Origin of the sequence: Aquabacterium sp., from assembly GCF_030652515.1 — a bacterium.
Taxonomy (GTDB): Bacteria; Pseudomonadota; Gammaproteobacteria; order Burkholderiales; family Burkholderiaceae_C; genus Aquabacterium.
Window position 1 is genome coordinate 86,503 of sequence record NZ_JAUSAR010000217.1, and the last position, 15,167, is coordinate 101,669.

Genomic DNA, 15,167 nt, shown 5'->3' on the forward strand with positions numbered 1-15,167 from the left:
GGGCACGACGCTGCGTGATGGGTATCAGGCGTGCGCAGCGCGCAGCTTGCGGGAGAAGTCTTCCAGGGCGGCGACGCCACTGGCTTCGGCGCGCTGGCACCAGCCCTGCAGATCGACCACCAATTGCTCGGCAGACACATTGGTGCGCGTCCACAGGGCACGCAACTCTTCACGCATCACGATCAGCTTGTCCAGCTTGGGATGGGCCTCGCGGGCTTGTGAAATCTCGTTGCGCAGCCCCTGCGGTACCTTGTCGTCATCGCGGTGCAGCCAGTGGCGAACGCGCTGCAGCTTGTCGGCTGCAGCTTCCTGCCCACCGGCCTTCAGCCTGGCCAACTCGGCCGAGCACGCAGCGCTGACCTCACGGGCATACCCGGCCATCAGCTCGTAACGGTGGGCCACGATGGCCTCCAGCGTCTTGGCGTCGGCCACCGGACGGATGTCGCCCAGCATCAAGCGCGGCGCGGTCTTGCGGACCTTGGCCAGGCGCATCACTTCCAGGGCCCGGATGTAGCCCCAGCCAATGTCGAACTCGTAGGGCTTGACCGACAGCTTGGCTGAAGTCGGGTAGGTGTGGTGGTTGTTGTGAAGCTCTTCGCCACCAATGATGATGCCCCAGGGCGAAATGTTGGTGGACGCGTCGGGCGCCTCGAAATTGCGGTAACCCCACCAGTGGCCCAGGCCATTGATGATGCCGGCGGCCGTCACGGGGATCCACAGCATTTGCACAGCCCAGACGGTGATGCCGATGGCGCCGAACAGGAACAGGTCGAGCAGCAGCATCAGGATGACGCCCCAATTGGCTTTGCCGGTGTAGACGACCTTTTCCACCCAGTCGTTGGGCGTGTTGTGGCCGTATTTTTTCAGGGTTTCCTGATTTTCAGCTTCGGCGGCATACAACTCACGGCCACGCAGCAGCACGGTTTTGATGCCGTGGGCGACCGGGCTGTGGGGGTCTTCTTCGGTTTCGCACTTGGCGTGGTGCTTGCGGTGAATGGCCACCCATTCTTTCGTGACGATGCTGGTGGTCAGCCACAGCCAGAAACGGAAGAAATGAGAAGGAATGGGATGCAAATCCAGAGAGCGGTGCGCTTGCGAACGATGCAGGAAGATCGTGACAGAAGCGATGGTGATGTGCGTCAATACCAGCGTGGCAAGCAACACTTGCCACCAGCTGGCGTTCAGAACACCTTGTATCGACCATTGCACGAGCGTGTCGTGGACCGCACCCATGGACAGAAAATCAAACATTCAAAAACCTTTCGAGCGGAACCAGCCATTGTAGGTGGCTCACGGTAGATGGGTGCGCCCTCGTGTCAAAACAATAGGGGTTGCGGCGCCCACGAAGCAGCGTGACAACCCTTTGTGCGAACCCGAGCCTTGCGGCTTTTTCCACACCTGCCCAGTTTGTTTCCAAGGCTGGGGGCTGTAGGCCCGGAAAAACTGGCGCCGAAACGCTCAATTCCGCTCAAGACAGTCAGCAATTTGCGTGCTGAGCAGTTCCGCCAGGGCGCGGCGATCGGCATGGTCCACCGCCTGCAGGGGCATCACCGTCACCTGCACGGTCAATTGCCGGGCGGTGATCACGCCCCACAGTGATTGCCACAAAGTGGTGTCGCCCACGAAAGCGGCGGCGGGACTGATGTCGTGCGCCTCGTCGCTGTAGCGCAGAGCCAGGGGCTGCACCGGTTCTTTGGCATCGATCGCCGATTGCAGCATGTTGGCGTGGAAATGCAGGAGTTGGTGGCCATCGCCAGTGGTGCCTTCCGGAAAAACCGCCACGGTGTAGCCCTCGCGCAGGGCATCGGACATCAAACCCAGCACGCGCATGGCGTCGCGGCGGCGCTCGCGCTGCAGGTACAAAGTACCGGCGGCGGTCACCATGTAACCGACCACCGGCCACGCGGCCACTTCGGCTTTGGAAACAAAGCGTGAAGGCACGACCGAGTTGATCGCCACGATGTCCAGCCAGGACACGTGGTTGGACACCACCAGCTTGGCGCCGGGGCGAGGGTGCCCCTTCACGACCAGGGTGACGCCCAGCACCTTGAGCAACTGCTGCGACCAATGGCGCACCGCCTCGTCACGCTCGGTGGCCGGGCGATCGACATAGGCGATGCGGGCCAGCCACAAGCCTCGCACGATGTGCACGACGATGTTGAACAGGCGCCAGGGTCCGAGCACCCAGGTTGACCAGGCGCGGCTCATGGGCGATGCCATCGCCAGGGCTTTGTCAGAAGACGACACGGTTCAAGCGGCCACTTCGTGGGCCACCTGCCCGGCCACCAAGGTCAGGCGGACGCGGCCCGGTAGGTCGGTGCCCGACACCTCGAAGGCAAAGGGGGTGTGCTTGCCCTGGCTGGTCAAGGTGCCCGGCTCAGCCTGCCAGCGCACGGCCGGATCGAAGATGCAGACATCGGCCACGCCGCCCTGCACCAGTCGCCCAGCGCTGGATGACAGCGAGCCGAGCGCATCGCCCAGCACTTTGACAGGTCCACAAGTGACGGCCGACAAGGCCTGGCGCAAGCGGGCTGGGTTGGCGGGCTGTTCGTGGTCAGCGCCGGCCCATTTCAGGGCCAGGCTCAAGAGCAACTCCAGGCCCGTAGCGCCGGGTTCTGCCTCGCCAAAAGGCAGGGTCTTTTCGTCTTCGCTGACCGGGGTGTGGTCGGACACCAGGGCGTCCAGCGTGCCGTCGGCCAGACCGGCCTGCAGGGCGTCGCGGTCACGGCCTTGGCGCAAAGGCGGGTTCAGGCGCATGGCGGGGTTGAAGTAACCGATGTCCACGTCGGTCAGCAGCAGGGAATTGATGCTGACATCGGCGGTGATGGGCAGGTTCTGGGCCTTGGCCTGGCGGATCAGATCGACACCCGCCGCGCTGGAAATGCGGCACAGGTGCACGCGGGCGCCAGTGGCGCGCACCAGTTCGATGATGGTGTGCAGGGCGATGGTTTCGGCGCTGACTGGCACGCCGGACAGGCCCAGGCGGGTAGCGACCGGGCCGCTGGCGGCCACGCCCTTGCCCAGCCAGGCATCTTGCGGACGCAACCAGACGGTGTAGCCAAAGGTGGCAGCGTATTGCAGGGCGCGTTGCAGCACCTGGGTGTCGCGGATGGGCACCTCGGCCTGCGAGTAGCCCACGCAGCCTGCTTCGTGCAGCTCGGCCATCTCGGTGAGGTTTTCGCCCTTCAGGCCTCGGGTTAGCGCACCCAGGGGGAAGAGTCGGCAGCGGCTGAGTTTGCGGGCGCGAAACTTGAGCATCTCGACCAGGCCGGGTTCGTCCAGCGTGGGATCGGTGTCGGGCAGGCAGACCACACTGGTCACCCCACCGGCGGCGGCGGCGGCCAGTTCGGATTCGAGCATGCCTTCGTGTTCGTGGCCGGGTTCGCGCAGGCGCACGGCCAGATCAACCAGGCCGGGGGCGACGATCAGGCCGGTGGCGTCGATGGTTCGGTCGGGCGCGAAATCAGCCTTGGCGTCGCCAATGGCGGTGATGCGGCCGCCGGTGATGGCCAAGTCACCGATCTGATCGAGGCCGGAGGCAGGGTCGACCAGGCGGCCGTTCTTGATGAGGATTTTCATGTCGGGTTCAAGCCTCGTTGCCGGCAATGATGGACATCACGGCCATGCGCACGGCGATGCCGAAGGTGACCTGGGGCAGGATGACGCTTTGCTTGCCATCGGCCACGGCAGAGTCAATCTCGACGCCACGGTTGATGGGGCCAGGGTGCATGACGATGGCATCGGGCTTGGCGTGGGCCAGCTTTTCTTCGGTCAGGCCGAACTCTTTGAAGAACTCGCCCGCGCTGGGCAGCATGCCGCCAGACATGCGTTCGTTCTGCAGGCGGAGCATGATGATGACGTCGGCGTCCTTGATGCCTTCGACCATGTCGTGGCAGACGCGCACGCCCATGTCGCGCAGGTCGCCGGGCACCAGGGTGCGGGGGCCAACCACGCGCACTTCGGGCACGCCCAAGGTGGTCAGCGCATGGATGTTGGAGCGGGCCACGCGCGAATGCACGATGTCGCCCACGATGGCCACGGTCAGGTTGCTGAAATCCTTCTTGTAGTGCCGGATGGTGAACATGTCCAGCAAGGCCTGCGTGGGGTGCGCATGGCGGCCATCACCGGCGTTGACCACGTGCACGTGCGGGGCCACGTGCTGGGCGATCAGGTAAGGCGCGCCCGATTCGGCGTGGCGCACCACGAACATGTCGGCGTGCATCGCGCTCAGGTTGGCGATGGTGTCGAGCAGGCTTTCACCTTTCGATGCAGACGAGCGCGCGATGTCGAGGTTGATCACGTCGGCGCTCAGGCGCTTGGCGGCGATCTCGAAGGTGGTGCGCGTGCGCGTGCTGTTCTCGAAAAACAGGTTGAACACGCTCTTGCCGCGCAGCAGCGGCACCTTCTTGACCTCGCGGTCGTTGACGCTCAGGAACGTCTCGGCGGTGTCCAGGATCTTGTGGATCACGGCCTTGGGCAGGCCTTCGGTGGACAACAGATGGATCAGCTCGCCGTGGCCGTTGAGCTGGGGATTGCGGTGGCGCTTGGTGGTCGTCATTCGACCCTCTCGAAATGGAACTGGAAACGACCGTCGTCGGCGCGGACCAGGGACACGCGCTGGTCCGCCGGCAAGGTGATGCGGGCGGCAGACAAGGCGGGCTCAATCGGCAGCTCGCGCCCGCCACGGTCGACCAGCACCGCCAGGGTGACACTGGCCGGGCGGCCGAAATCGAACATCTCGTTGATGACGGCGCGGATGGTGCGCCCGGTGTAGAGCACGTCGTCGATCAGCAGGATGTGGCGGCTTTCGACGGAAAACGGCAGGTGCGTGGCGTCGGTGGTGGCGGCCATGCCGCGCGAGCCGAAATCGTCACGGTGCAGGGCTGACGAGATAACGCCGTGGGGCTCGGTGCGGCCCAGATCCTGGCTCAGGCGCTCGGCCAACCAGGCGCCGCCCGACCAGATGCCCACGAGGGCCGTGTCCGCCGAAACGATGCGGCGAACGCCAGACAGCAAGTTGGCGTAAAGCGCCTCGGCGTCCAGGTGCAGGGTGTGTTGCTGATCGCTCACTCAGGCCCCTTTGAAAGGTCGGAAGGTTCAGGATGTTCGTTGAAAAACTGCTGAAGCAGGATGGCGGCGGAAGCGGCGTCCAGGTCGCGGGCACCATCAGCATGAGCCTCGGTGGTGGAATAGCGCTCGTCCACCTCGTGCACGGGCAGCTTGAAGCGGCCTTGCAACTGGCGGGCAAAGCGGCGCGCGCGCAGGGTATTTTCGTGCTCGGCGCCATCGGGGTGGAAAGGCACGCCCACCACCAGGGCATTCGGTTGCCACTCGTCGATCAGGCTGCCGATCTGGGCGAAACGGGCATCGCCATCGGCCGCGATGGTGCGAAGGGGCTGGGCCTGGCGCAGCAAGGTGTTGCCGCTGGCCACGCCCACGCGCTTGAGGCCGTAGTCGAAGGCCAGGTAGCTTTGAACGGCCACGCTCATCCGTGTCCGGCCTCGGAGGTCAACATGCTGCGGTCAATGCCCAGCAGGGACAGGGCGCGGTCGTAGCGTTCCTCGACCGGGGTGTCAAAGATGACGGCGGGCTCGGCGGTGACGTTGAGCCAGCCATTGCGGCCTAGCTCGTCCTCCAATTGCCCAGCACCCCAGCCCGAGTAGCCCAGGGTGATGAAGACCCGGCTGGGCCCGGCGCCGTTTGACAGGGCCTCGAGCACGTCGCGCGAAGTGGTCATTTCCAGGCCGCCGGGGATCTTCAAGGTGGAGCTGTAGTGCCCCCCTTCCGCGTCGAGGCTGTCGTGCAGGACAAAGCCGCGCTCGGTTTGCACCGGGCCGCCGAAGTAGACTGGCCGGGACGCCAAGTCCTCGCGGTCCAGGCTCAGGTCCACTTTTTCAAAGAGATTTCGCAGATTGATGTCGATGGGACGGTTGATGACGAGGCCCAAAGCCCCGTTTTCAGTGTGTTCACAGAGGTAGACAACCGCGCCCGCAAAGTTGCCATCGGTCATACCGGGCATGGCAATGAGGAACTGGTTGCTCAGATCGATAGAGGGTGCGCCTTCAGACATGCCATGATTTTAGACCCCACATGACCACTCAGTTTGATTCCGCCCTTGTCTGGTTCCGCCGCGACCTGCGCAGCACCGACCACGCCGCCCTGCACTACGCCCTGAAACAGGCCAGGCGCGTGTGGTGCGTGTTCGTTTTTGACACCGACATCCTGGACCCCCTGCCCCGCGCAGACCGCCGGGTGGTCTTCATCCGTGACAGCCTGGTCGAGCTGGACGAGGCCCTGCGCCAACTGGCCAGCGCGCGGGAAGCCCCCCACGCTCAAGACGCGGGTTTGATCGTTTTGCACGGCAGCGCACTCACGGAAATCCCCCGCCTGGCCCAGCAACTGGGCGTTCAGGCCGTGTTCGCCAACCACGACGACGAGCCCGCCGCCCTGGCGCGCGACGCCAAAGTGCGCGGCAAGTTGAGCGACGTGGGCGCGGCACTCTTCACGTCCAAAGACCACGTGATTTTCGAGCGCAACGAGATCCTGACCGGCAACGACACACCCTATGGCGTCTTCACGCCCTACAAAAACAACTGGCTGAAGAAGATTGACGAGTTTTACGTCAAGGCTTACCCGGGGGCCAGCCATGCGCAGCACTTGGCGGCCATTCCGGCCCATGTCGGCATGAAAGCGGCCAATGGAGCGCGCCTGCCCAGCCTGGGTGAACTTGGCTTCGAAGCCACCGAGGCCCTGAAAGTGCCCGCCGGCATGAGTGGCGCCCAAGCGCTGCTGGATGATTTCCTGGATCGCATGGACCACTACCGCGACACGCGTGACTTCCCCGGCGTGAAAGGGCCCAGCTACCTGTCCACCCACCTGCGCTTTGGCACGGTGTCGATCCGCCTGCTGGCCAAGCTGGCCTGGGACCGCAGCAAGGCCGGCTCTGTCGGCGCGCAAACCTGGTTGTCCGAGCTGATCTGGCGCGATTTTTACCACCAGGTCATGCACCACCACCCCCATGTGATCGGGCACAGCTTCAAACGCGAATACGACAAGATCAAGTGGATGAGCGGTGCCAAGGCCGAAGCGCGTTTTGCCGCCTGGTGCGGGGGGCGCACCGGATACCCCCTGGTGGACGCCGCCATGCGCCAGATCAACCAGACCGGCTACATGCACAACCGCCTGCGCATGGTGGTGGCCAGCTTTTTGATCAAGGATCTGGGCATCGACTGGCGCTGGGGCGAACGCTACTTTGCCGAGAAACTGCTGGATTTCGACCTGGCCGCCAACAACGGTGGCTGGCAATGGGCCGCCTCCACGGGCTGCGATGCGCAACCCTATTTCCGCATCTTCAACCCCATCAGCCAAAGCCAGAAATTCGATGCAGCCGGCAAGTTCATCCGCCGCTACGTGCCCGAGCTGGCCCACCTGAGCGACAAAGCCATCCACGCCCCCTGGCAAGGTGACCTGGGCGATGCGGTGGACTACCCACCGCCCATCGTTCAGCACGACGAGGCCCGGGCAGAAACCCTGGAACGTTACGCGGTGGTCAAAAGCGGCGAGAAGCCACGCTGAACCGGGCGCTCAGAACAACTCGATCTTGCCGACCTTGTCGCCTTCGGTGGTGATGATGCCCTGGCTGACCAGGTTCTCGAAACACAAGGTTTGATTGCGGCCCTGGCGCTTGGCCTGGTAGACGGCCTGGTCCGCGCGTGAGAAAGCGGCGCTGGGCGTGTCGTGCGGGTGAACGCCAGTGAAGCCCAGGCTGACCGTGACCTGCCCCACTTGCGGAAAAGCATAGGCCTGCATGTTCTGGCGGAAGCGCTCGAACACACGGAAGGCGTGCTTCTCGGTACCGCCACGCAACAGCACCACGAACTCCTCGCCGCCAAAGCGGAACAGGCGGTCGTAGTGGCGAAAGGTCTGGCGCATGATCCGCGCCACCAGCACCAGCACTTCATCGCCGATCAAATGGCCGAAGCCGTCGTTGACCAGCTTGAAGTGGTCGATGTCGATCACGCCGAGCCAGAAGGTGTCCATCTGCGAACCACGGCGCTCGGCTTCGCTTTCGGCCTCCTCGGTGCTCAATTGCACCGGCATCGAGGCCTTCAGGAACGTGGCGTCAAAAGTCTGGCGGTTGAGCAAACCGGTGAGGGAATCACGCTGACTGGATTCCAGCAAGTTCTGGAAATTGCCAAACACGCGCAGCAAGGTCTGCATGGAGCGCAGGTCGCGCAAGGGCAAGGCCTGGGCCGAGCGCACTTCCAGCACGCCGGATTGGCCCAACTCGGCGTGCAAGGTCAGCACCGTCAACCAGGTGGCATCGTCCGCCGAGGGGCCGTCCTCGGCTTCATTCAAGGCGCGCTGGACCAGCATGCGCGAGACCAAGGCTTCTTCCCGGGCAGGAAAGTCCTCCAGGAAAGGCATGGTGTCGGGGTCCAACCAGGGCGGATCGCTGACGGTCAAGCGACCACGCCGCGCCAGGCCGGAACAAGACCAGTGCTGGTCCGTGCCTTCCTGGCCGAGAACACGGTAAACACCCACGCTGGAGGCATTCAGCAACTCGAGGACGCTTTGGGCCAGCGACACATCCAACAGCTCACGATCGCGCTGGGCGGTCAGGTGAGCCAGTTGATCGATCGCACTGGTGTCGGTGTCCACAAACTCAGGCAGCGCCACTCACACCTGCCGCCTCTCGCTGCAAGGCGTAGCGGGCCACCAGGGCCAGCAGTTCTTCTTCACCGTAAGGCTTGCCCAGGTAATGGTTGGCGCCCAGCTGCGTGGCGTAATCGCGGTGCTTCTGGGCAATGCGCGAAGAAATCATCACCACCGGCAGTTGCTTCCAGCGGTCGTTGCCACGGATGTTGCGCACCAGGTCGAAGCCATCCATGCGCGGCATCTCGATGTCGGACAACACCACCACGGGGACTTCTTCGGCCAGACGCTCCAACGCGTCCATGCCATCCTTGGCCAGCACGACACGGTAGCCTTCACGCGTCAGCAGGCGCTGCGTGACGCGGCGCACGGTCAGAGAATCGTCGACCACCAGAACCAGTGGCGGCAAGGCTTCTACAGCCACCGCCTCAGCCTGCTGTGCTTCGGTTTCTTCGCCGTTGGCCACCGCGTGCAAAGCGGCCTTGGTGTAGGCCTGGGCCACATCGCCATAGACCGTGGCCAAGGCCACCGGGTTGTAGATCAGCGAGACGGCACCCGAGGCCAGCAAGGTCATGCCCGCCAAGCCCGGCAGGCGCGACAGCTGCGGCCCCAGGTTCTTGACGACCACTTCATGGTTGCCCAGCACTTCGTCCACGTGCATGGCGATGCGCTGCTGCGCCGAGCGCACCACGATCACTGGCAGCGAACGGCCTTCGGCCACACCACGCGGGCTGTTCTGCAGCAAGGCGCCCAGCCAGTAGAAGGGCAGGACCAGGTCGGCGAACTGGTAGGTGCCGAACTCGTAGGCCTGCTCCACCTCGGCGGGTTTGGCGCGGCGCACCATTTCGATCAAGTGGGTGGGCACGGCCACGGTCACATCACCGCAACGCAGCATCACCACCTTGGTGACCGCCGTGGTCAAAGGCAGGACCAGCTTGAAGCTGGTGCCCTGGCCTGCCGCCGTGGAGGTTTCGATGCGACCGCCCATGGCGTTCACTTCGGAGCGCACCACGTCCATGCCGATGCCGCGACCGGCCAACTCGGTGACCGTGTCGGCCGTCGAGAAGCCGGGCGTGAAAATCATCTGGGCCAATTCGCCGGGCGGCACGTCCGCGTCAGGCTGGATCAGGCCCATGGCCACGGCCTTCTGGCGGATGCGGTCCAGGTTCAGGCCAGCGCCGTCATCACGGAATTCGAGCGAGACTTCATTGCCTTCCTGGCGCAGGGACACGATCACCAAGCCCGCCGGGTCTTTGCCCGCGGCCTGGCGCACGGCCGGGACCTCGATGCCGTGGGTGATGCAATTGCGCAGCAAGTGCTCGAAAGCGCCGGTCATCCGCTCCAGCACGCCCCGGTCGACTTCGGTGGCGCCGCCCACGATGTCCAGCTTGACCTGCTTGCCGGTTTCCTTGGCGGCTTGGCGCACCACGCGGTACAGGCGGTCAGACAGGCCTTCGAACTCGACCATGCGCGTGCGCAACAGGTCGTCCTGCAAGTCGCGCGTCAAACGGGCTTGCGCGGCCAATTGGTCTTCGGCGACTTCGAGCGTGCGGTTCAGGGAGCGCTGCACCGTGGCCACGTCGTTCACCGACTCGGCCATCATGCGGGTCAATTCCTGGAAGCGCGTGTAGCGGTCGAACTCCAGAGGATCGAAGTTCTGGCTGGCGGCACGGGCGGCTTCCAGGCGGGTGTTGAGCTGCGTGTCGGCTTGCAGTTCGATGTCGCGCAGTTGCTGCCGCAGCCGGCCCAAGTTGTCGGTGAGGTCGGTGAGCGAGCCACGAATCTGGCCCACTTGCGAGGCGATCCGGGTGCGGGCAATGCTGACCTCGCCAGCGTGGTTCACCAAACGGTCCAGCAGTTGCGGGCGCACGCGCACCACGGCTTGCACGGCGGCCTGCGTGTTGTCGCGCTTGGGCGCCACGGTCAGGCGGCGGCCGTTGTTGGCCAGGGTGGTCCAGTCGATCACCGCGGGAAGCGCCGCGGCGGCGCCAGTCACGTCTGCGGTGGCAGCCTCGACCGGCATCGGCAGGTCACCGGGCGCCAGTGGGCTCACAACATCCGCAGGCAGCGACTCGACCACACGCGACACCGTTTCGACCGGCTCGGCCGGTGGCAGTGGCTTGCTGACCTCGGCGTTGTAAGTCTGCGCATCACGCTGAGACAGGGCTTCGAACTCTTCAACCAGCGCATCAACGCGGGCTTCCAGGGGCTCGACGTCGTCACGGGTGATCGTGTCCAGGCCGATCAGGTGCTCGATGGTGGTTTCAAGGCGGTGGGCCAACTCGCCCAGGCGCATGGCCCCGGCCAGGCGCGCGCCACCCTTGAAGGTGTGCAGCGTGCGCATGCACGCGGCGGGCGCGGCGGGGTGCGTGGGCTGCTCCAGCCACTCGCGCATCTGGCTGGCCAGCTGGGGCAGCAACTCCTGCGCTTCTTCTTCGAAAATCGGGAAGAGGTCGGGATCCACGGCGTCGTGGGCTTCCAGGTCGTCGCGGTCGTCCAGGCCGGTGATGCTGTCGGCCTTGCGCATGACGGGCGCCGCAGCGGCGGGCAACACCTCGGGCAGCGAATCCAGCGACTTGATCTCGGCCTGGCCCAAAGGGCTGGGTTGGGTCGGGACCACTTCGTCGTGCGAAGACTGGTCAAACGACGAATCAGGCACCGCCGATTCATCGACCGAATGCACCAGGCGCAGGTGCCCATGGCTGCGGTTCTCTTCCGAACCAGGCTGGCCTTCCTCGCCCTCGCCGGTGTCGAGTTCGCCCAGCAGGCTGCGCGCTTCCAGGCGGCGCGAGGCGGTGTGGTCGTACACCTCCAGGCGGCGCATCAGGTCGTCGTTCGGGGTCTTGAGGAAACCGGCAGCGAACTGGTGCAAAAGATGGCGGATGTCGTCGGCCGCTTCGTTGAACAAGGCGGCCACCTCGGGCTCGCCGCGGCCCAAAGCATGGGCGCGCATCAGGCTGTGCTCCAGCAGACGCGCCAGTTGCGACAACTCGGCATAGCCCACGGTGGCGGAGTTGCCCGCCAGCGAGTGCGCCAGGGCAATCGCGTCTTCCGAGACCGGGTGGTGCAACTCCAGCGCCCATTCGCTGAGCGAGGTGCACAGGCGGCGAGACTGCTCGTCGGCCTCGTTCAGGTAGATGTTGAACAGCGGAATGCTGATGCGCAGCGGGCCGATGACCTTGACCTGCTCGTCGGATTCGGCCGGGGGTTCTTCAGTCTTGGCGGGCTCTTCCGGCGCGGCGGCTTCTGCTTCTTCCAGCACGATGGGCTCGTCAACCGGATCAGCGGCAGCATCGTCGGCGAACACGCTAGGCTCGGACTCGAGGTACAGCGGTTGCGAATTTTCAAACACCTCGGGCACTTGCACCTGCAGGGCCTCGTCGGACACAAGGTCGAGCACGATGGCGGGTTCGGGCTCCGCAGGCAAGGCATCTTCGTCCAGCCGCAAATCGGGTTCGGTGAGTTCGGTCGCTTCCACCGATACGGCAGTGGCATCCTCTTCGGGCGGCAACTCCAGGGTCAGCAAATCGCCGTCAATGCTGGGGAGGTGCGATTCGCTGAACGCCGATGGCTGGGTGACGGGCTCGTCTTCAAGCGCGGTTGACGGCTCCTGCTCGCCCCCCAGATCGACCAGGGGCAAGGTCAGATCGGACAAGTCGTCTTCAGCCGGTGCCGAGGATTCTTCGGCCGCGAAGGACTGGACGTCCGTGGCTGCGAAGGTGGAGCCCCCACCGATGGGCACGCGACGCCCTTCCAGGCGCAAGGTGTCGGCAGCGCGAACCAGGTCGGCACTGTGCCAACCCTGGGCTTGGCGCGCCTCGATGGCCTTGGTCCAACCGGCCATGTACTCCAGCGCTTCGGCGGTGAAGCCCAGCAAGTCGGGGCTGGCTGGCGCTTGCGACGCCATCCAGGTGTTGAACAGTTGCTCGCAGGCCCAGCCCGCTTCGCCATAGTCGTTCAGGCCGACCATGCGCGAACTGCCCTTCAGGGTGTGGAAGCCACGGCGCACGCTGGTGAGCAAGGTGACGTCGTCCGGGTTGGCGATCAAGCCTTCGGTGGCCTCCTGGGCGCTGGCGATGACTTCATTGGCTTCTTCCAGGAAGATGCCGCGCATCTCGTCGTCTTCTTCCAGGCCGGTGGGCTCAGCGGGCACCACAGGCGTGGGCATCAAGGGCGTGTGGCCGCTGTCGGTGAAGGTTTCACCGACGGGCAGGTCCAGGCCCACGGGCTCGGACACCGACTGCGCGAAATCGGCCATGACCTGGGCCACCTGTTCGCGGGCCAGCGCCTGAGCGTCTTCATCGTCGGAGGCCTGCGCCGTGGCCAAGGCTGCTTGCGCGGAAGCCACCGTGTCGGCCAGGGCCGGCTGATCCTGCACCATGGGTGTGTCGGCCAGTTTCTGCAATTCGTCCGAGACATCGCTCAAGGACACTTCATCGCGGGTGACCGACTCGACCACGGCTTCAGCCGCGGTTTGCACTTCGTCGCGCTCGGCCTTTTGGGCGGCGGCTTCGACCGGGTCGGGCAAGGCCACCGGGATCGGTGCCGAGCGCTCGCGGCCCATGAGGGGCGACAGCACGCCGGTGTCCGCGTCGTACTTGAACAGCGCCTTGACCAAGTTGGGCTGCACATTCAGCATGTCGATCAGGAAGCCCAACGCACCCAGGTTGCTGGCCAGGCGGTCGAACACCCCCGCGTCACCGGCTTCCTGCACATTGGTGTCGGGCTGCAGCAGGTGGTCAACGTCTTCGCGCATGCGCACGGTGGCGTGCCCCGCCATGTCCAGGCCCAGTACCGCCAGCACGCCGCGCATGGCCTGCAGTTGTGTGGGCACGTTGACCAGCGACGCAGGCTGGGTGGGGTCGCGGAAGAACTGGTCGATGTTCTTTTCGGCTTCGCTCAAGTTGCTGCGCAACTCCTGCACCACGCTGCCAATGGTCTGGCGGTCGGAGACGCGGCGGTAGAGGTCTTCCATCCACGATTCCAGCGGCTGCGCTGGCTGGCCCAGGCGGACCGCATCGATGCGGGCGGCCAAGCGGTGGATGCGGTCTTTCTGATCGGCGTGATCGAACTCGCCGTCTTCCAGTGAGGCTTCCTGGTACAGCAGGCTGGTGGCCACTTCCATGGCCAGGCTGGGCTCGGGCGACTGGCCCGACTGCACGGTCTGGTTCACAGCCTGCGACAGCGCCTCGGCCAGCACCTCGCCATCGGGGTACAGCCGCTTGAGGGACTCGCTCACCAGGGCGAACTGCTCGTTCAGGCCCCCAAGGCGCAGCAACTCACCAGCCGCGACCGCCGACCAGCCATCCTTGGCACCGGCCACGCGTTTGACGGCCTGCGCCACCCAGGCAGGGTCGTAACGGCCGAGGCTGGATTCCAGGAGATTGACCGGCGCATGTTGGTCCAGGCCGAAGGTGCGGCGCACGTTCGACAGCACCGAATCAGGCTTGGCGTTCGAGCCCGACGCCTGCGCGCAGAAGAACAACAGTTCTTGGGCCAGGCGATCCGAAGGCGTTTCCTTGCCCTGCACCAGCACACGCAGTTGCTTGAGCAGCGAGGACAGCACCCGCTTGGCGTGCACGGTCAGCGGCACGTGGTCGCCCGCGAGGGCTTCCAGGAAGCCACTGGCCAACATCCAGGTTGCCGATTCGCGGTGCGCATGGCGTTGCGACGAGCCGCTGGCCAGCGAAGCGCACAGATCGGCCAAGGCCACCGCGTCACGCGGCTGGTTGCGGCGCAGCAGCGCCAGCAAACCGGATTCGAAATCATCCACCGTGGCTTCGTCTGCAGCACGTGGCATGGCCGATTCAGGCGGGGCCAACGGCGCTTCCAGCGCCACCTTGGGCCAGTCCTGGCTCCACAGATCAGTGGGGCGCGGCAGGGTCGTGCCGGCCAGGGCCATCAGGGCTTCGTATTGGGGAAACAGCGCCAGTGCAGGCACATTCTTGCCGTTCAACCGGCGCCCGATGTAGTCCATCAGGGCAAAGGAGCCGCGCTCCACCGCCTGCACAGCGGCTTCCGTCAGGGAAGCAGGCCGGTTGATGAACTTCTGGACCACGGCCTCACTGGCGCGCAGCAAAGTGGCCCCAGCAGGCAAGCCCGCCAACTCCAGCGCACCCACACCCTGGTGGATTTGCTGGCGCGCCTGGCGCAGCACGGCCGGGTCGCGCGCGTCCATGTCGGACTCTGACGAACTGGCGTCCTTGAGGCCACGGTGCAGCGCCTTGTGCGCGGCATCCAGCGATTTGCGGAGTTCTTCCTGAACCCACGCCAGGGCGCTGAGATCGTCTGACATCGGGGCTGCTTGCATGCTGTCCATGGGGTCGACTCTCGAGTCTTAAGCGATCTTGAACCGGGACACCGACTGTTGAAGTTCGTCGGCGGTCTTGGACAGCTCGCGCACGAGCTGGGTCGTTGATCGGGTACCTTCACCGGTCTGCTCGGTCACCGCAAAAATGTGCTGGATGTTCGAGACGACCACGTTCGCAGATTCTGCTTCACGCAAGGCTTGT

General features: G+C 65.0%; 10 protein-coding genes. 1 reads left to right on the forward strand and 9 read right to left on the reverse strand.

The features are described from left to right. Window positions 1–24: 24 nt before the first annotated feature. The 7 genes from Q7V20_RS23840 to Q7V20_RS23870 form a co-directional block, all read right to left on the reverse strand. Window positions 25–1,251 carry a fatty acid desaturase gene (locus tag Q7V20_RS23840; protein ID WP_304796698.1) on the reverse strand — a complete coding sequence of 409 codons (1,227 nt, stop codon included), beginning with the start codon at window positions 1,249–1,251 and terminating at the stop codon, window positions 25–27. Window positions 1,252–1,458: 207 nt separating this feature from the next. After that, window positions 1,459–2,208, reverse strand: a complete 750-nt coding sequence (locus Q7V20_RS23845) for a 1-acyl-sn-glycerol-3-phosphate acyltransferase (RefSeq protein ID WP_304796701.1) — start codon at window positions 2,206–2,208, stop codon at window positions 1,459–1,461. 42 nt (window positions 2,209–2,250) lie between these two features. Next, window positions 2,251–3,579, reverse strand: a complete 1,329-nt coding sequence (locus tag Q7V20_RS23850) for a dihydroorotase (RefSeq protein ID WP_304796704.1) — start codon at window positions 3,577–3,579, stop codon at window positions 2,251–2,253. 7 nt (window positions 3,580–3,586) lie between these two features. Further along, entirely contained in the window at window positions 3,587–4,558 is a 972-nt protein-coding gene (locus tag Q7V20_RS23855; protein WP_304796707.1) for an aspartate carbamoyltransferase catalytic subunit, read from the reverse strand. Then, window positions 4,555–5,070 carry a bifunctional pyr operon transcriptional regulator/uracil phosphoribosyltransferase PyrR gene (gene pyrR / locus Q7V20_RS23860; protein WP_304796710.1) on the reverse strand — a complete coding sequence of 172 codons (516 nt, stop codon included), beginning with the start codon at window positions 5,068–5,070 and terminating at the stop codon, window positions 4,555–4,557. Before pyrR ends, Q7V20_RS23855 begins: the two co-directional genes overlap by 4 nt. Beyond that, on the reverse strand, window positions 5,067–5,489 hold the full coding sequence (ruvX, locus tag Q7V20_RS23865; protein WP_304796713.1) for a Holliday junction resolvase RuvX: 423 nt from the start codon (window positions 5,487–5,489) through the stop codon (window positions 5,067–5,069). Before ruvX ends, pyrR begins: the two co-directional genes overlap by 4 nt. Then, complete coding sequence (locus Q7V20_RS23870) at window positions 5,486–6,070, reverse strand: YqgE/AlgH family protein (protein WP_304796716.1); 585 nt, start codon at window positions 6,068–6,070, stop codon at window positions 5,486–5,488. The genes ruvX and Q7V20_RS23870 overlap by 4 nt, the downstream gene beginning before the upstream one ends. A gap of 20 nt (window positions 6,071–6,090) precedes the next feature. On the opposite strand from Q7V20_RS23870, the gene Q7V20_RS23875 reads away from it, so the two are divergent. After that, a complete protein-coding gene (locus Q7V20_RS23875; protein WP_304796719.1) occupies window positions 6,091–7,575 on the forward strand; it encodes a deoxyribodipyrimidine photo-lyase in 1,485 nt (494 codons plus the stop codon). 9 nt (window positions 7,576–7,584) lie between these two features. Here the strand turns inward: Q7V20_RS23875 and Q7V20_RS23880 are convergent, their stop codons facing one another. Further along, window positions 7,585–8,679: a GGDEF domain-containing protein gene (locus Q7V20_RS23880; protein WP_304796722.1), complete on the reverse strand. Its 1,095-nt coding sequence runs from the start codon at window positions 8,677–8,679 to the stop codon at window positions 7,585–7,587. Next, window positions 8,666–14,950 (reverse strand): Hpt domain-containing protein, encoded by a 6,285-nt coding sequence (locus Q7V20_RS23885; RefSeq protein ID WP_304796724.1) that lies wholly within the window; start codon window positions 14,948–14,950, stop codon window positions 8,666–8,668. The genes Q7V20_RS23880 and Q7V20_RS23885 overlap by 14 nt, the downstream gene beginning before the upstream one ends. Window positions 14,951–15,167 lie beyond the last annotated feature (217 nt).